This is a genomic window from Pseudoalteromonas sp. DSM 26666 (genome assembly GCF_900116475.1).
Classification (GTDB): domain Bacteria; phylum Pseudomonadota; class Gammaproteobacteria; order Enterobacterales; family Alteromonadaceae; genus Pseudoalteromonas; species Pseudoalteromonas tetraodonis.
This window is the reverse complement of sequence record NZ_FPAR01000002.1, coordinates 35,667-58,395: the sequence shown is the minus strand read 5'-3', so window position 1 is coordinate 58,395 and position 22,729 is coordinate 35,667. Positions and strand designations below refer to the sequence as shown.

The following is a 22,729-nucleotide window of genomic DNA, read 5'->3' as shown; positions in this document are numbered from 1 at the left end:
TTAATTATTTGCATTTAAGCTAACTTGATTGTAGTCTACTTGATATTAGGAACAAGGAATGTTTTTAACCAAATCCACAGGCTTATTGCCCTGCATTTGTTGCAATCCTCCAGTACTTAAAAAATCCCATCAATACAGTTATTAATCTTATTAGCATTGGCTAATAAGATGTGAGTGAAATAGGACGTTTTTGGCACCACTGCGCAAAGACTTTACAAGGAAATGTTATGAAATACACAACAATGGCTGCTGTGGCATTATTAATAGGTGGCTCATATTTAAGTGCAAAAGCGACTTTATTTGACCCTGCACAGAGCATAACGGTTGAAACTTACAGCGATATATTCTTCAAATTAGAATCCTCTCCTGTCAGCATTAATGAAATTATTACCGGGGCGAGTCAATTTGCCGATAGCTTGTGTGATGAAAGCATCTACCAAGAAGTAATTGGCGAATCGGTAAACTCATGTAAGCAAAAATTCAAACAATCTCAAGCACAATGTGCTGAGTTTATAATAAAAAATAAAGAGCCTATGTACACTGATAAAGTGGCTATAACACAGCTCTCTGAAAAGTTTATTAATTGCATGACCAATAGCTAAAATAGCATTTACAGTTCTTAATCTATTAAAAATGCGGCTCCTAAACTGGATGAGTATTGATGCTTTAATTTTTATTTAGCATATTCCACCGCGTGGTCTATGCTAAATTTTATCAATGCTCAAACGCCCAGTTTGCTTTAGGGAGTACAATGCAAGAAAATTTACTGAATTCAGTCATCAAAATAACAAAAAATAGAGACGTAGATTCTCTTGAATATAGTTTGATATCGACCATCCAAGAATTTATAGGCTGTAAAGAAGTCTCAGTTTATAAAGATATAGAAGTTCAAGGCCAACTGACTATTGAGCAAAGTCTTTGCTTAAAAGTCACGGGTGAAAAGCAATTCGAGTGGGTACAACGACAAATTGTTGCACAGCCTGAGGATGAACTTCTATCGTGTTTACGTTCTGCCTGTATTATTACTGTTCAGTCTGCCGATGGAATTGAACGCCGTTGGCTCCCCATTACCCGCCAAGAAAAAACAGTTGCTGCCATTTCTGTGGTTTCAAAAAGTTTAGATAGTTCGGCTCAAGTGATGCTAAATGCTTTTTGCCGCATATTTGAAAACTATTTAGTGATACTCCATGAAAACGAAAGAGACAAATTAACGGGGCTGTTAAATAGACAGACCTTTGAGAAAAAAATAAAACAGCTAATTGAAAAACAAGTATTAAAAATGCACGGCTCATCCCGAGATAAGGATAAAAGGCAACAAAAGCAGGCATCAACATCTTGGCTGTCTATTTTAGATATTGATCATTTTAAAAATATAAATGATCAATACGGTCATATCTGTGGAGATGAAGTGTTACTGGTATTAGCGCAAAAAATGCGTCACTTTTTTCGCTCAACAGATTTAATTTTTCGTTTTGGTGGGGAAGAATTCGTGATTGTTTTTGAGCCCACAGATGCTGACTCAATCAGTAATAAAATGGCTGAATTTATACAGCTCATTAGAGATACATCGTTTCCTTTTGTTGAAAATATGACGATCAGTGCTGGTTTAGCGCGTATTAGTCCTTATGATTTTCCAATTGCAGTGCTAGAAAGCGCAGATAAAGCGCTTTATTATGCAAAAAATAATGGCCGAAATAAATTTTGTATCTATGAAGATTTACTTGCCGAGAACTTAATCAGTGTACAAGTTAATTCCTCAGAAATAGATTTATTTTAAACTACTGCGGCTGAGGATGGCTTCGCTGCACTTTCACTTTGGTTACTTGGTCGAGCTTTATAAAATAAACATTGCCGCCAATGCCTTTAAACTCCTCATCGGAAAAGGCGATGGTATTGTCATCATAAAAGGTGATTGCCTCTTTTTGGGTTACAATACCTAAGTCAATTTTAAATACATCGCCAGAGAAAAACTTATCGTCTTTAAAGTTTTCAAACAGCCAAATACTGGTTGAATCTAATAATGCGAGCTTTTTTCTATCTGGGCTAAGTGCTGCGGATGTGATCCAGCAAAGCTTTTCCATGGTGGTGCACGTTTTAAATGAATCTATCAGCTGGGCATCAAAATTCGCTGCATGGTCGCCTACTTTGTAAACGTTAGTAATTCCATCAAATGGCTCTGTGCGATTTTTAGTAAACAAGTATAAATGTCGACCAAAAGCCACAAACGCTTCTAAGTCATAATTACGTTGATCAGGTTGTATTGGGCTGCCATCTAATTCTGGGTAGGTAAACTTTATAATTTCAGCTTCTGTTGTATTGGTTTTTATATCTATGGGGTTTTCTATTTTATAAATTGTTAGCCATTTACGATCATTTTTATTATTACCAAAGTCGCCTAAAAAGAAATGACCAAACTTATTTTGCGTCATATCTTCCCAGTCTATATTTTTTGCATTCGTGACGAGTACTTCTTTTGCAATTGAACCATCGTCATTGAGCCTATAAAGCTTAGGCTCGTCGCCACTATCGTTAATAGCCCAAAGTCGTTTATGTTTATCAAACTCAATGCCTGAAATTTCTTTTAGTTTTGGGTCTACAGAGACTACCTTTTTACTATATAGTGTATAAATTGAACTGCCTACAACAGCCGTAATGATGCTAAAGACGATAACAGAAGTAATAAGGATGCTTTTTTTCAACATTGTATTTAAGTGTTCATCGGGTTGGCTGAGTAGATAGTTATTATCGCTGATGATGTTGTTAAGCTAAAGGTTTTTATAGTTTTAATGTAGTAATAAAAATTAATAAGTATGTGTATAAGGACAAAAGCAAATTAATTAGCTGTTATGGTGTAGTTGGTTTAAAAGTTGCTCAGTTGCAGTGCTTACTTAAAAATCAGTTTTAATGGTTAAAATTGCACCAAACCAGTGCGGTAAAATAAATAACGCACTGTAATAATGCGTAAATAAAGTTTTGATTAACTTTAAAGCTGTTTTTATGTGAATGAATGGATTCCACATCGCCTTTTTAAGCTGTTTGGCCTGTGGCAAAGATGAATAACCCTTATGGTTTAGTTGGAGCCTATTATGTTGAATAAACGCTTTTTTAAAACAAAAAATGAAGCAGAAGTAACCTTTGAATTTTCTCACCCAGATGCAGATGATGTCTGTTTACTTGGAGAATTTAATGATTGGCAGCCGGTGCCAATGAAGCACAACAAAAAGCTTGGCGTATTTAAATGCAAGCAACGTCTTCCCGTTGATAAAGAGTTTCATTTTCGCTATTTAATAAATGGTAAACAGTGGGATAACGATCATCAGGCTGATGGGTATATTGCTAATAATTTTGGTACAGAAAATAGTATAGTAAATACACAACGCATTAATTAAGGTCGCTGAATGGACGCACTATCGCAATTGTTTTATTTGCATGGTATTGGTTACGAATACACTAAGTATACGGGTGAACACGTTATATTTAGCGAAGACACCCGTAAATCTGCTTTGCACTGCTGTGGCGTTGACACACGTGATACGGCGAAAATAACCCAGTTAAATTATCAATTAGATGCGGCTACATGGTTAACACTCGCACCTGCTGTTAGCATAATAGATCAGGCTAGTAATGTGCTAAAGGTGCGTGTTAATGAAGCTGATACGCATCACAAAATTACATTAACTGTGGCAGCATTAAATATAAAGCTGCAATTTGAACACATTGCTCAGTATGCAGCATTAGGTGAGTACTTTGTAAATGGGTGTCGTTATATAGAAATAGCGCTACCACTGACGCATTTACCAACCGGCTATTATGATGCGTTATTAACGATGGGTGAGCAATCAGCGAAAACACAAATTTGGTCGACCCCTGAACAAGCCTACCAAATAGCGGATAAAAAACGCTTTGGCTTATCAATTCAGTTATATACATTAAAAAATAAAGCCGGACTCGGGATTGGCGATTTTAGTGATTTACTTGAGTTGGCAACCTTATGTGCAAAGCAAAATATGGACTATATTTTACTTAACCCATTGCACTTATTGTTTGCAGATAACCCTGAGTGCGCCAGCCCCTACAACCCAAACAATCGTGCCTTACTCAATCCGCTATATATCGCAATTAATTTATCGCCAGACAGCTTTAACAATCCGGATTTAACTAAGTTGTTATCTGCTAATACCTCAAGTAAATACAGCGACCAAGGTGTAGCCTTTATTGATTATAAAACGGTTACTGAGTGTAAATATGCTGCTTTTAAGCTGCTTTTTAAGCATTTTCAACAACAGGGCAGTCAAGCACGGCAAAACGAATTTAGTGCGTTTTGTAAACAGTACAGTGATGTACTGGCTCTGTTAGAAACTACAGAACCCACATTTGAATATTACCTCCAATGGCAAGCACACAGCCAACTTACGCAATGCCAACAGCATTGTATTGACCAAGGGATGGCGATTGGTTTAATTAATGATTTAGCGGTGGGCTGTGCTAATGAGGGCACTGAATTTAAATATCAGCAGGGATTATTTAGTCAAGATGCAACCCTTGGTGCACCACCAGATCCTTGGGCACCTAACGGCCAAAATTGGGGGCTGCCAGCAATAAACCCGCAGCGCCTTGCTGACAATAACTATCAGTTTTATCGCTCACTTATACGCGCCAATATGGATGCTGTAGGCGGGTTACGAATCGACCATGTAATGGCGATTAGGCGTTTGTGGTGGTGTTTCATAAACAATAATACCCAAGATGGCTGTTATGTGTACTACCCATTTGAGCATTTATTAGCAATTTTAAAAATTGAATCTCATCTTAATCAGGCCATAGTAATAGGCGAAGATTTAGGGGTTGTACCACCGGAGGTAAAAGAGGCACTGGTTGATAGTGGCATTTTCTCAAACAGCTTATTTTATTTTGAAAAACAACAAAATGATGAATTTGTAAATAGCGATGACCTTAGCGATCAATGCCTGCTAATGATAGCCAATCATGATGTACCGCCATTTGTGGGCTGGTGGCAGCATAGCGATTTAAAAATTAAACAGCAGTATGGGCTGATTGATACTGATGAGTATCAGCAGTTAGTTCAGCAGCGAGAGCAAGAGCAACACCGGTTATTACGCTTTTTAAATCCACAAAACACTTCCTTTTCACTTAACACGGATGCTTTTGACGTTTATAGCGCTTTGGCTGTATGTTTAGCTAAATCGCCGTCTCGTTTATTTGCATTACAGCTTGATGATTTAGACAAGCAACACTACCCAGTCAATATTCCTGGCACCGATAAAGAGTATCCTAATTGGCGACGGGTACTCACACATACATGCGACGATATTTTTAAAGATAATGCTGCTCTTTTGGCTGCAATACATTCAATAAGGAATGCGTAAATGGGCAGTACTAAAAATAGGGTATCAACGCAATTAGTTGATTATGACGCACAGGTAAACGCATTAACTGCAGGGCGATTTAAAGACCCGTTTAGTTTTTTAGGCGCGCACAACACCCAAAGTGGCACTGAAATACGCGTGTATTTGCCAGCGGCATTACGCGTCGAACTGTTAATTGATGGTCAAGTTATTAGCGCGTTACGCTATAAACACAGTGATTTATTTATCGCTGAGTTATCAAGTATGCCTAGCAGTGTTTACCAATGCCAGGTTAGTTATGAAAATAGCGATGTTACATTTTATGATGAATACAGCTTCAGCAGTACATTGGATGAACAGGCTATGTACTTGTTTAACGAAGGTAGCCTTGAGCATGCTTATACTCACCTAGGTGCGCAATTTACTACACAACAAGGGGTAGATGGTGTTCGTTTTTGTGTGTGGGCGCCTAATGCCGCCAGTGTATCGGTTATTGGTGAGTTTAATTTTTGGCAAGCGAATCGCCATTTTATGCGATTTCATCCGGCAAGTGGGGTATGGGAATTATTTATCCCGGGTTTAAGTGCAGACATGTGCTACAAATTTGCTATTACTACGCTCAGTGGCGAAGTTTTAGATAAAGCCGATCCTTTTGCATTTAAAATGCAGCAAGCACCGGGCACTGCCAGTATATTACAGTACAAACCAGCGCCTATTTTGCTAAGTGAACAAGCGATTATAAATCGCCAAAAGCGTAATCATATTGATGCCGCTATTAGTATTTATGAAGTGCACTTAGGCTCTTGGCAACGCGCTGAGCATAACCGTTACTTAAGCTACACCGAGCTTGCAGATAAGCTTGTAGGCTACGTGATTGAAATGGGGTTCACGCATTTACAACTTATGCCGATCAGTGAATACCCGTTTGATGGCTCTTGGGGTTATCAGCCAGTAGGGCTGTTTGCACCTACGAGCCGCTTTGGTGATTACAACAGCTTTAAATACTTAGTTGAGCAATGTCATAAAGCTAACATAGGCATATTACTTGATTGGGTTCCTGGGCACTTTCCAAGCGACCCACATGGCTTACATTGCTTTGATGGCACCCATTTATACGAACACGCTGATATGCGCCAAGGGTTTCATCCTGATTGGAACACCTATATTTATAATTATGACCGCCCTGAAGTAAAAAGCTTTTTAATTTCTAATGCGATGTATTGGCTTAGCCAATTTGGCATAGACGGACTGCGTGTAGATGCGGTGGCGTCAATGCTTTACCTTGATTACAGTCGTAAAGAAGGACAGTGGGTAGCTAATTGTTATGGCGGTCGAGAAAACTTAGGGGCAATAGAGTGCCTAAAACAAGTGAACTTACGCAGTTATAAAAATAACCCCGGCATTATGATGATTGCCGAGGAGTCAACGGCTTGGCCTGGGGTCACGCAAAGTGTTGAACACAATGGCTTAGGTTTTGGTTATAAATGGAATATGGGCTGGATGAATGACAGCTTAGATTATATGCAGCAAGATCCGTTATTTAGAAAATATCACCATCATAAAATGACATTTTCTATGGTGTATGCATTTAGTGAAAATTATATTTTACCGCTCAGTCATGATGAAGTGGTGCATGGCAAGGGATCACTACTAAATAAAATGCCCGGTGACGATTGGCAGCAGTTTGCAAACTTACGTGCTTATTATGCGTTTATGTGGGCACATCCAGGCAAAAAATTACTGTTTATGGGCGCCGAAATAGCACAGCGTAAAGAGTGGGATCATGACCATTCACTAGACTGGCACTTGCTTGAGCATCAAAGCCATCAAGGGATTCAGCATACGGTTAAACGTCTTAATCAAGTGTATCAAGCGCATCCATCTTTATATGAGCTTGATAGCTGTGCAACGGGCTTTTCATGGATAGATAATAATAACAGCCAGCAGAGTATCTTTAGCTTTATTCGTTATGCTAAAAATGCTGACCACTTTATGGTTATTGTCGCTAACTTTACACCAACGGCTTATCAACACTACACCTTAGGTGTGCCAGCGAAGGGCACATATAAAGTGGTATTAAATACCGATGAAGTTTGCTTTTTTGGCTCAGGTTATCGTGTCACAGAGGATAAAAACCAGCTTATCCATTCAGTCGTTCAGCCAAGTCATGGGTTTGATCACAGTATTACAGTTAATATTGGTGGCTTAACCACACTTTACTTAGAAAAGGTGAATGATGAGTAATTGCTTTGAGGTTACTCAGGGTGCGCCTTTGCCACTGGGTTCGAGTGTACAAAACCAAGGCGTTAATTTTGCCTTGTATGCCCCTAATGCAAGCCAAGCTTTTGTGTGCTTATTTGATAAAAGCGGCCATACAGAAATATTAAAAATAGCCATGAATATTAATGAAGGCGGCGTATGGAGCATTCACATAGCCCCATTAAGCACAGGCGCATTGTATGGCTTTAGGGTTGATGGCGAATACAGCCCAGAAAAAGGCATGTTATTTAATGAACATAAATTACTGATTGATCCGTATGCAAAAGACTTGTTTAACGAATTTACTTGGAGCGAACGTCATTACGGGCAAATGCCCATTGGCACTAAAAGCGTGGTTAATAATGCGATAGATATGCCTAAATCAAAAGTGACTGCGCCGGTTGCTTATTCAAATAATAAGCCACAGCATAGTTGGGCCAATACCGTTATTTATGAGTGCCATGTTAAAGGTGCCACCTGTCGCCATCCTGATATTCCCAAAGCGCTACAAGGGACATTTTTAGGTTTGAGTCATCCCAGTTTTATTGATCATTTAAAAAGTTTAGGGGTAACAGCTATTGAGCTTTTGCCTGTGCATGCTTTTATAAGCGAACAGTTTTTAACCGCTAAAGGACTGCAAAATTATTGGGGCTATAATAGTCTTAATTTTTTTACTCCTCATAAAGACTATTTGGTTAATGACGATATAAACGAATTTAAACAAATGGTGAGTGAGTTACATCGCGCCAATATTGAAGTTATTTTGGATGTGGTATACAACCACACCGCAGAGGGAGGAAATGATGGCCCTATTTTATCTCTGCGAGGGCTCGACAACTTGACATATTATCGCACCATTGACGGGCAACCCAATGTTTATATTAATGATACAGGGTGTGGCAATACGTTAAATATCGATCACCCTAAAACCTTACAATTGGTACTCGACAGCTTACGTTACTGGGTTGAAGTTATGGGCGTTGATGGCTTTCGATTTGATTTAGCCACCATTTTAGCGCGTTCAAATACGGGCTTTAGTGCGTCTCACACCTTTTTACAAGCAATTGCCCAAGATCCTGTGTTAAATAAAGTTAAACTGATCAGTGAGCCGTGGGATATAGGTCCTGGTGGTTATCAGCTTGGTGCATTTCCTTCACCTTGGCGAGAGTGGAACGATCAATATCGTGATGTGATTAAACGCTTTTGGCAAAGTGAAAAAGGCATTATTAGTGATGTGGCAAAGCGTTTACATGGCTCGTTTGATATTTTTGAACACAGTAACCGAGGCCCGCTAAATAGCATTAACTTTATTACCAGCCATGATGGGTTTACGTTAGCCGACTTAGTCAGTTATGAGCAAAAACATAACCAGGCCAATGGTGAAAACAACCAAGATGGCCATAGCGCTAATTATTCGTTTAACTGCGGGGTTGAGGGATTTACCAGCGACCCAGAAGTAATGAGTTTGCGCTTACAACAGCAAAAAAACTTTCTACTCACCTTATTACTCTCCAAAGGCGTGCCAATGATAGCCGCTGGCAGTGAGATGGCGCACTCGCAAGGCGGTAATAATAACGCTTATTGTCAAAATAATCGCACCAGCTGGCTTGCCTGGAAAGACTCACAACTGAATCATTCATTGATTCAGTTTATTGATGATGCGCTAAAAATCAGGCGTGGTCACAGTGCATTTAAACACAGTGTGTTTTTGGATGATATTGATGAGCGCTTCACCGTTAAGTGGTTTACCGAGCAAGGTAAAAAAATGGATGAAACACATTGGCATGAAGATACACGGCAATTTTTAATGTATAGCTTACTTGATAAGCAAAATAAGCATGCGTTATTGATTATTCTTAATGCTAGTAAACAGCCTGTGGTCTGCCAATTACCACAATCGCCCATTATCGCGCCATGGACGTTAGTGTTATCAAGTGTAAATAACGCATCATCTGTTATTCAAGAAGATGCAACCGTGAATATTTCAGCACAAAGTAGTTGGGTTTTTAGTGCCAATTTAGAAGGCGATGATTATGACTAAGCAAGACGAGCAAGTGTGTGTAGTAAAAGGCTGGCAAGCAGGCCCAGTGATAGACGAAAGTACTTTAAGTGATGATTTAACACGGCACTTTTATTACACCTTAGGGCGTGATGTGGTGGGCGAGTCACAGCTGTATTTGTATCATGCATTAGCACTGACGATCAGAGACCGATTAGTGGCACGCTGCAGGGAAACCAATCAACAAATAAAACAACAAAAACGCCGTAAAACAGCCTATTTATCGTTAGAGTTTTTAATGGGCAGAGCGCTGGGTAATGCAGTATTAAATTTAGATTTAGAATCACAAGTTACAAAGGCACTGCAAGCTTACTGTACTGAGCTTGAAAGTGTGGAACAAGCTGAGCATGATGCCGGTTTAGGCAATGGCGGCTTAGGGCGACTAGCGGCCTGTTTTTTAGATAGCTGTGCCAGTTTAGCGCTGCCAGTAGTCGGTTACGGTATTCGTTATGAATATGGCATGTTTAATCAGTCAATAAAAGAGGGTAATCAGGTTGAGCAACCAGATAACTGGTTACGAGAAGGTCATCCTTGGGAATTAAGCGCACCGGAGCAAGCTAAACGAGTTAAGTTTTCTGGTTATGTACAAAGCTACACCGATAAATTTGGCCGTGAGCATCGCCAATGGATCAGTTCTCAAGATGTATTAGCAGTGCCTTATGATGTACCTATTCCGGGCTATAAAAATAATATTGTTAATACCCTTAGACTTTGGAAGTCTGAAGCAACGGACGAATTTAATTTAACAGAATTTAATGCCGGAAGTTATTCTGAAGCAGTAGCACAAAAAAATCTCGCTGAGCAAATAACCATGGTGCTGTACCCTAACGACAGCAGTGAAAATGGTAAAGAGCTGAGATTACGTCAACAATACTTTTTATCATCGGCAAGTATTCAAGATGTACTTACACAATGGATTGAACAATACGGTAATGATTTTACTGAATTTGCTCAGCATCATGTGTTTCAGCTTAACGATACCCACCCAAGTATTGCGGTTGCCGAGCTGATGCGAATTTTAGTTGATGACCATGAACTGGATTGGGATCAGGCATGGAATATCACCACCAAAACCATGGCTTACACAAATCATACCTTACTACCAGAGGCATTAGAGAAGTGGTCGGTATCATTATTTGCTAAATTATTACCGCGTATTTTAGAGATTATTTATGAAATTAATGCCCGCTTTTTAGCCGAGGTGGCCATGCATTGGCCAGGTGATGTGCAAAAACAACGGGATTTATCATTAATTGAAGAAGGGGGCGAGCCGCAAATACGTATGGCCTTTTTAGCCATTGTCGGCAGTTACTCTGTCAATGGTGTGGCAGCGCTACATACGCAGTTATTAACCGCGGGTTTGTTTAAAGATTTTTACGCGCTATGGCCTGATAAATTTAACAACAAAACCAATGGTGTTACTCCACGGCGCTGGCTTGCATACTGCAATCCGAGTTTAAGCCAGATCATTAGCGAAAAAATAGGCAAAGACTGGATAGGTGATTTTGCACAAATTGGCCAATTACGTCGTTACTACGATGACCCGCAGTTTCATATAAAGTGGCAGCAAGCAAAACAGCAAAACAAACAACGCTTAGTTGATTTAGTAAAACAAAGATGTGGCGTAGAGTTTGATATCAATATGCTATTTGATGTGCAGGTAAAACGTATTCACGAATATAAGCGCCAGTTACTTAACATTTTACACGTTATTCATTTATATGACCGCATACGCGGTGGCGACACACAAGGCATGGTGCCTCGTTGCGTTTTATTAGGTGGTAAAGCAGCACCGGGTTACATGATGGCTAAAAAAATCATTAAACTCATTAATAATGTTGCTGAGGTGATCAATAAAGACCCACAGGTATCTGCTTTTCTAAGAGTCGCGTTTTTACCTAATTATAATGTAACCGCCATGGAAACCATTTGCCCTGCAACGGACTTATCGGAGCAAGTATCAACCGCGGGCAAAGAGGCCTCAGGTACCGGCAACATGAAGTTTATGATGAATGGCGCGCTAACAATAGGCACCCTAGATGGCGCTAATATTGAAATACGTGACGCTGTTGGGGCTGAGAACTTTTTCTTATTTGGCGCACAAGCTGAGCATATTGACGACATAAAAGCGTATTATAACCCCAGTGAAATAATTGCGAATAACCCTGATTTGAATAGTGTGATGCACTTACTCGAAAGTGGCCATTTCAATCTATTTGAACCTGGCTTATTTGACGATGTGATTAATGGCATTAAAAGTAACAACGATCCTTGGTTAACCGCCCATGACTTTGCCAGCTATATAGCTGCGCAACGTGATGTTGATAAAGCCTATGCAGATCAAACCTACTGGACTCAAATGAGTATTTTAAATACTGCCGCCAGTGGCTCATTTTCTAGTGACAGAACAATTAGTCAATATTGTGATGATATATGGCATTTAACTCCACTAGATACCACACACCAAACAGTAAAAACAAACACTGACACTAACAGCTGACACTAAACGGAGAGAGTAATATGCCCAGTTATGCAAATCGTTATATAAGTAATTTAACCAGAGAAACCTACGCTTTAATTCTTGCCGGAGGTCGCGGTTCTCGCTTGCATGAGCTAACCGACTGGCGTGCTAAGCCCGCCGTTTATTTTGGTGGTAAACATCGTATTATTGATTTTCCACTATCAAATTGCATTAACTCAGGTGTAAGACGTGTCGGAATTGCAACGCAATATAAATCACACTCACTGATTCGCCATGTAAATCGAGCGTGGGGGCATTTTAAAAAGGAATTAGGTGAGTCAGTTGAAATATTACCTGCGTCACAGCGCCATGGTGATGAATGGTATTGCGGTACTGCCGATGCGGTATTTCAAAATATGGATATTATTCGCCATGAGTTACCTAAATATGTGATGATTTTATCTGGCGACCATGTGTATCGTATGGATTATGGCGGGCTGTTGGCAAAGCATGTAGAAAATGGCGCCGACATGACGGTATGCTGTTTAGAAGTACCGGTTGAAGAAGCTGCGGGTACCTTTGGTGTGATGACGGTTGATGAAGAAAGTCGTGTACGTCGCTTTGACGAAAAACCTGCCGAGCCCAGCTCAGTGCCTGGTAAACTAGGCACCTGTTTAGCATCAATGGGAAATTATGTATTTAATACTGAGTTTTTATTTGAGCAGCTACAAAAAGATGCGCAAACAGAGGGCTCAGGGCGTGATTTTGGCCATGATATAATTCCGGCTATTATTGAAGAGCATAATGTGTTTGCCTACCCGTTTAGAGATCCCGCACAGGTAGGACAACCCTATTGGCGCGATGTGGGAACTCTTGATTCGTTTTGGGAAGCAAATATGGAACTGGTTATGCCAGAGCCTCAACTGGATTTGTACGATCCTACTTGGCCAATTTGGACTTACCAAGAGCAACTTCCTCCTGCCAAATTTATTTTTGATGATGATGATCGCCGAGGGATGGCGGTTGACTCAACGGTGTCGGGTGGGTGTATTGTTTCCGGCTCTTTAGTGAGAAAATCATTATTATTTTCTAATGTACATATTCGTTCATATTGTACCATTGAGGAGTCGGTCATTTTACCCGGTGCTATTGTAAATCGAGGGTGTAAAATTAAGCGAGCAATTATAGATAGAAGCTGTGAGATCCCACCTGGACTAGAAATTGGTTTTGATCGTAAAACCGATGAATCCAATGGATTTCGGGTATCAAAAAAAGGGATTGTATTGGTCACCCGCGATATGCTGATGAAGTTAGGCAATAAGTCACATCGTTAATAAATAATAATTAAAAGAGCAAGGCGAAAGCCTTGCAGCAAACTATAAGAGTAAATTAATGCATGTATTAATGGTTGCTGCAGAGAATGATGCGTTACCTAATGCCAAAGTTGGTGGTGTTGCTGATGTTATTCGTGATGTACCAAAGGCGTTAGTGGCGCAGGGGCTGACGGTAGATGTGGTTATTCCTGATTATGGTTTTGAACTAGGTGAGCGCTGTTTTATTGGTGAAGTGAGTGTGGCATTTAAGTCAGAGACCCACGTTTTATCTTTGTTTGAAATTACACAGAATCAAAAAGGGGTGAGGCAAATAGTTATAAGTCATCCTCTTTTTAGTCAATCATTGAGTGTGTATTGTAACGACAACGATAATAGACCATTTGCTACCGATGCGACCAAGTTTGCACTGTTTAATGCCGCTATTTGTGAAGCCCTGATACAGGGCGTATTAACACAACCCAACACTTTACATTTGCATGATTGGCACAGTGCCTGTGTGGCCGTGTTACTTAAATTTAACCCTCGTTATGGCAAGCTTGCTAAGCTGCGCTTGGTATATACGGTGCACAATTTAGCTTTGCAGGGAATTCGTCCTTTTAAAGGGGATGATTCCAGCTTAGAAGCATGGTTTCCCTCGTTAAGTTACGACGGGCAACGATTATGCGACCCTCGTTATCCGCATTGCTTTAACCCTATGCGCAGTGCCATTAATTTAGCCGACAAAGTACATGTGGTTTCACCGAGTTATAGCCAAGAAGTGCAAATAGCAAGTAATGACGCCCACGGATTCTTTGGTGGCGAAGGACTTGAACGAGATTTACAACAAGCGGCTGAGCAAGGCAAATTAATTGGCATACTCAACGGCTGTGATTACGCAATTCAAGACGAACATGAAGCAACCTATAGTCAGCTATTAGAGCAAATAGAATCGACTTTGTTTAGTTGGATGGCAAAAAGCGCGCAATTACACAGCAGCCACTACATCGCCCATCAGCGTGTTTTACAATTTATGGCGTGTGATAAGCAAGGGCCACTTGTAACAAGTGTAGGGCGGCTCACTGAGCAAAAAGTATTGTTACTTTGCCAGCAACAAAGCAAAGACCTGACTATTGATTCAGTGTGTCAGATCATTAATCAATTTAAGGGGCGTTTACTTGTGCTGGGCTCAGGCGATAGTAAACTTGAACACCTTTTTACCTGCGCTATGGCACGTAATAACAACTTTTTGTTTTTAAAAGGCTATGGGCAAGGTGTTGGCGATTTAATGTATCAATTAGGTGATTTATTTTTAATGCCGAGTTCTTTTGAGCCCTGTGGGATTAGCCAGATGCTCGCAATGCGAGCCGGCCAACCTTGCTTAGTGCACAGTGTCGGAGGTTTAAAAGATACCGTAGAGCATAATGTCAGTGGATTTTGTTTTAACGGCGATACACTAAGTACACAAGCTGATGCACTCTTGCAGAGTTTAACTGAGGCACTTAGCCTATATCAAACAAACCCTAAGCAATGGCAAGCAATAAAAAGGCGAGCTGCTGATGCACGATTTAGTTGGGATAGTGTGGTAACTGATTATATAACATACTTATATTAAAAAATTTTATAAAGTTCAGTGACATCCGTTCTTATTTACGCTTTAATTACTTAGTCTGGTGGAAATAATATAAAGTAGGTAATGTGTCTGTATTTGTGGCAAGGCAAGCAATACTAAATCGAAATCAAAATGTAGTTGCTTATGAACTGCTATTTCGCGATAGTCCTGAAAACTGCTTTCCTGGTGTATCTGATGGTCAAGCAACGGCGAGGCTTATCATGGAAAACCAGCTTAACCTAGGTACTCGTCACATTACCTCGGGTAAAAAAGCATTGATCAATATTGGCCCTGAGTCGTTAAAACTTGATTTGTGTGATTTTTTACCTTGTAAAGATGTGGTTATTGAATTACTTGAAACCATAGAGCCCACCGACGATACCTACGAGCTATGTCGCAAACTATTTCACAGTAACTACAAATTAGCCCTGGATGATTTTGTTTATACGCCGCAGTGGGAGCGCTTTTTAAAGCTGGTCAACTTAATTAAATTTGATATTCGCCTTACTCCACTTGCTGAAATTCCGCTGGTGGTTAATAAGCTTAAAAAGTACAAAAATATTAAACTACTAGCCGAAAAAATAGAAACCGATGAAGAATATAAATTGGCCCGTAAAATGGGCTTTGATTATTTTCAAGGTTATTATTTTGCGCGCCCAGTGATGATAGAACAAAAAGATATTCACTATAATTACGGCCTAGTGATCGCCATTTACTCAGAAGTAATGAAGCCAGATCCTGATGTTAAAGTGATCACCGGTTTATTTGAGCTTGATGCGGCATTGGCCTACAAGTTACTGCGTTTATTAAATAGCGGTGTGTTTCCGCTACAAAGCCAAATTTCGTCGTTAAAACAAGCGTTAGTTTACCTCGGCCAAGCACGTTTAAAAAAGTTTGTTAGTTTAATTGTCACTGCCCATACAGCACGCTCTAAGCCTATAGAGCTCATGCAGATGTGCGTTATTCGCGCACGGTTTTGTGAATTAATAGCTGCTAAAGTTGCTAAGCAGGTTCAAGGTGAAGCATTTTTAACGGGGCTTTTTTCACTGCTCGATGCTATTTTAGACAAGCCAATGGACTTGCTGGTTGATAAACTTCCATTCCCGGAAGATATAAAAGCAGCGTTAACTGGTGAAAAAAATAACTTATATTATATCCTTGAAACAGTCAAAGCCTACGAAACAGGAAGCTGGTGGGCGCTTGAGAATGCAGTATTACTGATTAATTTAGACAGTGCTTTTTTACCAAAATTATACAAACAAGCGGTACAATGGGCCGATAGCTATAAAGATAATATTTAGGGAATTCATGCTTTGCGCAATTATAATATGGACTTTATAAGAGGCATAGCCGTACTTGGTCTGGTATTTATTAACTGTTTTTCCTTCGCTATTTTCGAGATTAATTATACGCCACTCACAACACCACCACCTAGCGATCAGTTTCTAAACATACTAAGCCTTATATTTGTTGAAGGGCGGTTTCGCACTTTATTCACTTTACTGTTTGGTGCGGGTCTTTATATTCAGTATCAGCGATACCAATGCACTGAGCCACTAAAAAAACGATTACATTGGCTAATTGTGTTTGGCTTAATACATGGTTTTTTATTGTGGGCGGGCGACATTTTGTTTTTATATGGGGTGTCAGGTTTATTTATATTGCGCTATTTAGATTACACGAATGAAGAGCTTAAAAACAAAGCGGCGCTTTTTACTTTTATTTCTTTAATGACCATTGCCATATTTATGTTAGGGCTTAATGAGGCGCCCTTATACAGAGATTCCCCCGAGTACTACGAAATATACACTAGTTACTACCAAAGCATCGGTGCTCACTTTAACCAAAATATAGCAATGAGCGCCTATATGTTGTTGGCTGTGCCTATTTTATTATTGTGGGCTAGTGCTGGGTTTATGCTAATTGGTATTTTGGCTTACAAATACGGTGTGTTTAGTAAAGGGCTTAGTAAGGCGCTGCTTATTAAGCTTATTCTATTAAGTGCGTTATTTATTAGCTTAAGGTTAATGTTAGTGCCATACAATCAAGGTATTGGTTATGCCTTACAAGAGCCTGTTAATGAACTTGCTGCCTTATGTGTTGCACTGCTTTATATTCATTTAATTGTTAAACTTTGTGACAACAGCGCCCACATAGGGGGGCTTATCCAACAAGTTGGACGCTTAGCGTTTACTTTATACATAAGCCAAACCATTATGCAGTTATTATTGTTTAAAGTGTTTTTTCCGCAGTGGACGCTCAAATTTAACCGACTCGATTATTGGCTGCTCGCCATTAGCTTAATGATTGTACAGCTTATATTTACAGCTATTTATTGCCGGTATTTTAAGCAAGGCCCGCTTGAATACCTATGGCGTAAATTAGCGAAAATTAACCGCGAAAAAATAGCTTGAGTAGTTTAAACTATGCGCCTTTATATTTAAGAAGATTTGCCTGATGACAGACTTGAAGCGTTTAAATAAATTTATTAGTGAAACCGGGTTTTGCTCTCGCCGCGAAGCCGATAAATATATTGAGCAAGGTCGTGTTACCGTTAATGGCGAATTACCAGAAATGGGTGTTAAAGTTGCCCAATCTGATGTGGTATTAGTGGATGGTAAGCCATTAAAAGCGCCACCTAAACGTGTGTATATTGCTTATAATAAACCTGTGGGCATTACCTGTACCACAGAGCGTAAAATTCAAAGTAATATAGTTAAAGCCGTTAATTACCCCGAACGTATATTTCCGATTGGTCGTTTAGACAGACCCTCAGAAGGGCTGATTTTTTTAACCAATGAAGGCGATATCGTTAATAAAATTTTGCGAGCTGGCAATAACCACGAAAAAGAATATGTGGTTACTGTAGACAAACCACTTAATCGTCAGTTTGTAAATAAAATGGCGAACGGTATTCCTATTTTAGATACCGTGACTAAAAAGTGTAAAGTTACTCAGACCGGTGCGCAGCAATTTAGCATTATTTTAACCCAAGGCTTAAACCGTCAAATTCGCCGTATGTGTGAATACTTAGGCTACGAAGTAGTTACACTAAAACGTGTACGTATTATGAACGTAACCCTCAAAGGCTTAAAAGTAGGGCAGTGGCGACATTTAAGCGACGCTGAAATGGCGGTCATTAACGACTCAATTGCTGATTCAGGTAAAACGCAAGAACACTCACTTTATGATGATACTGAACAGCGCAAGTACACTGAACAAGATAAAAATAGTGGCGCTAAATCTGCTCATAAGCGTGATTTTCAGGGCGGGAAACTACGTCGTGAAAATAATGACGAGCAACAAAAGCACGCTAAAAAAAATAGTCGAAATACCCCTTACCAAAAACGCTCTACTACTTATGTGGGTAAATCAAATACCCACAAAGCAAATACTGCCACAGGAAACAAAACCCGCAGCAGTGGCACGTTAAGCTTAAAAAAGTAATTAAGCTTGTGTAAAAAAGCAAATAAAAACGCAGCCTTAGCTGCGTTTTTTGTTAGCCTACTGTTTGGGGTAATCAATCCTAAATACCACAGTGTATAAAACCGGCACTACAATTAGCGTCAGTATGGTGGCAAACCCTAAGCCAAACATAATGGTGACCGCCATCGACTGAAAAAATACATCGAATAGTAATGGGATCATGCCAAGTATTGTCGTGATAGCGGCCATGGCTACAGGGCGCACACGGCTTACGCCTGAGTCAAACACTGCTTGATATGGCGATTTACCTTCACTCAGTTCTAAGTTTATTTGATCAACCAGTACAATGCCGTTTTTAATTAGCATGCCGCTTAAGCTTAATAAGCCCAGTAGCGCCATAAAGCTAAACGGCGCATTCATCACTAATAAGCCTGCACTAACACCAATAATAGCCAGCGGTACAGTTGCCCAAATAACCAAAGGTTTTTTCACTGAGTTAAACAGTAATACTGTTACTGCAAACATTGCTAAATAGCCCAGTGGTAACGAGCCAAAAATAGCCTTTTTCGCTTTGCTTGATGATTCGAACTCGCCGCCCCATTGCATTTCATAGCCACGGGGTAAATCAATTGCTTCAACCTCAGCGCGAACCCGAGCAAATAATTTTGCAGGCGTTTCATCACCCAAAACATCATGATCTGCCATCACAGTAATGGTGCGTTTACGATCGCGACGCATAATTAAGCTGTCTTCCCACTCAACAATAAATTCATCAACCACTTGGGTAACCGGCACAAACACGCGTAAAACAGGGCTATAAATTTGTAAATCGTGAACACTGTCTACATTTAAACGCTCGCTTGCCGGTGAACGGGCAATAATAGGCAATAATTGCGTACCATCACGATACACACCCACTTGCTTACCCGACAGGCTCGTTAACAGAACTTGGTCAAGATCAAATTTGGTGATCCCTAAACGGCGCGCTTTTTGTTCATTAAATTGCGGACGAATCATTTTAGTGCGTGCACGCCAATCATCTCGAATGTTAAAGGCACCGTCGTCTTTGGCAATGATCTCTTTAGCCTGTGATGAAAGCTGTCTTAAAACAACCGGATCGGGGCCTGAGAACCGCGCTTCTATTTTGGCATCAGTTGAGGGGCCAATCTCCATTGGTTTTACTTTTAACTTTGCTGACAGTGGATGTTGCTTTGCGTAATCGCGCACTTTTTGCATGACTTTTGCGACGGCTTCACGATTGGTGACACGAATAATTAACTGCCCATAAGCAGGGTAGGATTTTTCAGGCGCGTAAGTCAGCATAAAACGCGGCGCACCTTGGCCAACCGTACTGGTGATTTCTGTGACCAGTTCATTCTTTTGTAAATAAGCTTCTAGCTGCTTAATGCCCTCAAGGGTTGCGCGAATATCAGCGCCTTGATCTTGCCAGTAATCGACATAAAACATCGGGGTATTCGAGGCTGGAAAAAATGATTGCTTCACAGCACCAAACCCCACTACAGCGCTGCATAAAAGAGCAACCATAAGGACTAAGGTTGTTTTTCTAAAGCGCATAGCTAAATTTAATATCGCTTTATAACCATTGAATATGATGCCTTGGTAAGGGTCTTCATGCTCTTGATTATGTTCGTGTTTAAATTCGGTTTCTTTAAACATCAAGTGGGCAAAAAACGGCGTGAGCGTAATTGCGGTGATCCAGCTCAAGAGCAAAGAAATAAACAGCACCCAAAATAAGCTACCAGCAAATTCACCACTGGCATCTGAGCTTAAACCAATCGGTGCGAAAGCGGTTATGGCAATAACTGTTGCGCCAAGTAGTGGCCACTTAGTTTGATCGACAATATTAATTGCCGCTTTAAGCTTTGTTTGTCCGCGCTTGAGGTTGATGAGAATACCTTCGGTCACAACAATGGCATTATCGACCAGCATACCTAGTGCAATAATTAGCGCACCTAATGATATACGTTGTAAGTCGATCGCAAACAGCTTCATAAATATAAAGGTGCCTAATACGGTCAGTAATAATATACCGCCGATTAAAACCCCACTTTTAAAGCCCATAAAAATAAGTAGTACTACAATAACTATTGCAATGGCCTCTATTAAACTAACAATAAAGCCATCTACCGACTGCTCTACTTCTTTAGGTTGGTTATACACTGAGCTAATATCAATACCATGCGGGCGTTGATACTCAAGAGATGCTAAGTGCTCATCTATGTGTTTACCCACATCAACAACATTAACCCCAGACATAAACGACACACCAATAAGCAGAGCCTGTTGTTGATTGTAATGAATCACATTGGTCGGTACTTCAGCATATTCACGGTAAACCTTTGCAACATCGCCTAGATAAATGAGTTCGCTGGCACCTGATTTTGAAATTAGTAAGGTTTCAAGTTCTTTTACATCTTTAAATTCACCAGTAGGGTGCAAGCGAATAGACTCATCACCCACGCGAATACGTCCAGCGTTAGATACGGTGTTTTGTGATTGCAGTAAATCATAAATATGACTAGGCGCAATACCGAGTTGGGCAAGCTTTTGCGTCGATACCTCAACCATTACTTGTGGCTGCTGTTGGCCCGCAATTGTAACTTTACTCACTCCTTTGACTAAAACAAGTTCTCGTTTTAAATAATCAACATAGTCTTTTAATTCATCATACGAGTAGCCATCGCCCGTGACGGCAAACATAACGCCGTAAACATCGGCAAAATCATCAATCACATTACTAGGGTAAACACCACTTGGCAGCGACGGGCTAAGGTCGTTAATTTTACGACGCATTTCATCCCATATTTGTCTAAGCTCTTGTTTACGATAGGTGCTTTTCATTTCTACGGTAATTTGTGATTTACCATTGGATGAAATAGAGGTGACATAATCAACATAAGGGAGCTGTTGAATGGCATTTTCAATCGGAAATGTGACTTCTTCTTCTACTTGCTGTGGAGAGGCGCCCGGGTATAAAGTGATCACCATGGCTTTTTTTAAAGTGAATTCAGGGTCTTCCAGCTGGCCTAAATCAAAATAAGACACACTGCCGCCAATTAACAGCAACAGCGTAAACATCCAGCTAATGACCTTTTTCTCAATAGATAGTTGCGCAAAGCCCATAATTATAAGCCTCGCTCTTTATTCCAAGGGCGAACAGACATGCCCTCTTGTAAAGAGTGAACACCAGCAGAGACAATTTGTTGGCCTTCTTTTACGCCGCTAAGAACTTCAATAGTGTCGTGATGCAATTGGCCCACTTGTACTGCTTGTTTATGCACAGTGCCAGTTTGCTGATTAAAAACCCACACATAGGCATTATCGCTTAGGCTTTTATTAGGATCTGAAAATACCGACTCAATAGGTAAAATAGTGTAGGGGATTTGTGAGCGTGTAACTTTGCTCAAATCTATCATCACTTGTCCCGACATACCCGCAAGTAAGTTAAAATCTTCTGGCACCGGTAATGAAAACACCACTTTATAGGTGAGTGTTGCAGGATCGGCTTGGGTATCCCATTCTTTAAGTGTGAGTTTGTATTGCTTGTCGTGATAGCCATCAAATTCAACCATAGGTTGATATTGGGTATCTTTTTGAATACGTGCCACGATTTTTTCAGGAACCTGTATTGCTACATCCATAAAATCGCGGGTTTCTAAGCGCAAAACATTTTGTTTTGCTTGAATACTTTCAAAGTTTTTTACAAACACTTTGGCTACTATGCCAGCAAAAGGAGCACGAAGTTCACTGTACTCTAAATTTGTTTCTGCAATTTTAAACGCTGACTCAGCGACTTGTTCATTGGCAACCGCTTGATCAAGCTCGGATTGACTGGTGATATTTTTATCAAATAGTTGTTTAATACGTTTTAGCTGCGACTTAGCCAGTTCATAGCGCGCTTTGCGCTCATTATATTGTAATTGAAAATCTTCAGGGTCTAATTTCGCCAATAGTTGCCCTTTTTTTACCTGCTCACCGGCTAATACAGGAAATTCAACCAACTCACCATTGACCCTAAAAGCCAGGTACGAGCCCTGGTTTGCAACGACTTCCGCAGGAAAACTGCGTATGTTTGTTTGCGAATCATGACCAATACTAAATAATTTAACAGGGCGAATCGGCTCTTCTTTAACTATTTTCTCGGGCTCCGAGCAGCCTATTAAACTTAGTAATGTCGCAGATAGTAAACATAAGCGAAACAGTGGCATGATATCT

The 22,729-nt window shown here is 40.2% G+C and carries 15 protein-coding genes; 12 read left to right on the top strand and 3 right to left on the bottom strand.

All coding sequences use genetic code 11. The features are described from left to right. Window positions 1-227 precede the first annotated feature (227 nt). Entirely contained in the window at window positions 228-602 is a 375-nt protein-coding gene (locus tag BM380_RS04225; RefSeq protein ID WP_090493123.1) for a hypothetical protein, read from the top strand. A 149-nt stretch (window positions 603-751) separates the two neighbouring features. Then, window positions 752-1,777: a GGDEF domain-containing protein gene (locus BM380_RS04220; RefSeq protein WP_090493121.1), complete on the top strand. Its 1,026-nt coding sequence runs from the start codon at window positions 752-754 to the stop codon at window positions 1,775-1,777. A gap of 1 nt (window position 1,778) precedes the next feature. On the opposite strand, the gene BM380_RS04215 is transcribed toward BM380_RS04220, so the two are convergent. Next, complete coding sequence (locus tag BM380_RS04215; protein WP_090493119.1) at window positions 1,779-2,702, bottom strand: hypothetical protein; 924 nt, start codon at window positions 2,700-2,702, stop codon at window positions 1,779-1,781. Between the two features lie 384 nt (window positions 2,703-3,086). Here BM380_RS04215 and BM380_RS04210 point away from each other — a divergent pair, with 384 nt between their 5' ends. The 10 genes from BM380_RS04210 to rluF all read left to right on the top strand — a co-directional run bounded on the left by BM380_RS04210 (window position 3,087) and on the right by rluF (window position 18,514). Continuing rightward, window positions 3,087-3,389 carry an isoamylase early set domain-containing protein gene (locus tag BM380_RS04210; protein ID WP_013463235.1) on the top strand — a complete coding sequence of 101 codons (303 nt, stop codon included), beginning with the start codon at window positions 3,087-3,089 and terminating at the stop codon, window positions 3,387-3,389. Window positions 3,390-3,398: 9 nt separating this feature from the next. Further along, the gene (malQ, locus tag BM380_RS04205) at window positions 3,399-5,387 is read left to right on the top strand and encodes a 4-alpha-glucanotransferase (protein WP_090493117.1); all 1,989 of its coding nucleotides are present in this window, start codon (window positions 3,399-3,401) and stop codon (window positions 5,385-5,387) included. Further along, window positions 5,388-7,610 (top strand): 1,4-alpha-glucan branching protein GlgB, encoded by a 2,223-nt coding sequence (gene glgB / locus BM380_RS04200; protein ID WP_090493115.1) that lies wholly within the window; start codon window positions 5,388-5,390, stop codon window positions 7,608-7,610. It begins immediately after the preceding gene. Continuing rightward, a complete protein-coding gene (gene glgX / locus BM380_RS04195; RefSeq protein ID WP_090493113.1) occupies window positions 7,603-9,666 on the top strand; it encodes a glycogen debranching protein GlgX in 2,064 nt (687 codons plus the stop codon). Before glgB ends, glgX begins: the two co-directional genes overlap by 8 nt. After that, on the top strand, window positions 9,659-12,184 hold the full coding sequence (locus BM380_RS04190; protein ID WP_090493111.1) for a glycogen/starch/alpha-glucan phosphorylase: 2,526 nt from the start codon (window positions 9,659-9,661) through the stop codon (window positions 12,182-12,184). Before glgX ends, BM380_RS04190 begins: the two co-directional genes overlap by 8 nt. Before the next feature lie 20 nt (window positions 12,185-12,204). Then, window positions 12,205-13,479, top strand: a complete 1,275-nt coding sequence (glgC, locus tag BM380_RS04185; RefSeq protein WP_090493109.1) for a glucose-1-phosphate adenylyltransferase — start codon at window positions 12,205-12,207, stop codon at window positions 13,477-13,479. Window positions 13,480-13,537: 58 nt separating this feature from the next. Further along, window positions 13,538-15,070, top strand: coding sequence for a glycogen synthase (locus BM380_RS04180; protein WP_076921806.1), 1,533 nt, complete (start codon window positions 13,538-13,540; stop codon window positions 15,068-15,070). An 83-nt stretch (window positions 15,071-15,153) separates the two neighbouring features. Then, the gene (locus BM380_RS04175; RefSeq protein ID WP_024600880.1) at window positions 15,154-16,368 is read left to right on the top strand and encodes an EAL and HDOD domain-containing protein; all 1,215 of its coding nucleotides are present in this window, start codon (window positions 15,154-15,156) and stop codon (window positions 16,366-16,368) included. Window positions 16,369-16,395: 27 nt separating this feature from the next. Then, window positions 16,396-17,481 (top strand): DUF418 domain-containing protein, encoded by a 1,086-nt coding sequence (locus BM380_RS04170; protein WP_090493107.1) that lies wholly within the window; start codon window positions 16,396-16,398, stop codon window positions 17,479-17,481. Between the two features lie 43 nt (window positions 17,482-17,524). Then, window positions 17,525-18,514 carry a 23S rRNA pseudouridine(2604) synthase RluF gene (rluF, locus tag BM380_RS04165; protein WP_090493105.1) on the top strand — a complete coding sequence of 330 codons (990 nt, stop codon included), beginning with the start codon at window positions 17,525-17,527 and terminating at the stop codon, window positions 18,512-18,514. 57 nt (window positions 18,515-18,571) lie between these two features. Here the strand turns inward: rluF and BM380_RS04160 are convergent, their stop codons facing one another. Then, entirely contained in the window at window positions 18,572-21,637 is a 3,066-nt protein-coding gene (locus BM380_RS04160; protein ID WP_090493103.1) for an efflux RND transporter permease subunit, read from the bottom strand. A 2-nt stretch (window positions 21,638-21,639) separates the two neighbouring features. Continuing rightward, window positions 21,640-22,722, bottom strand: coding sequence for an efflux RND transporter periplasmic adaptor subunit (locus tag BM380_RS04155; RefSeq protein ID WP_064663042.1), 1,083 nt, complete (start codon window positions 22,720-22,722; stop codon window positions 21,640-21,642). Window positions 22,723-22,729: the final 7 nt, after the last annotated feature.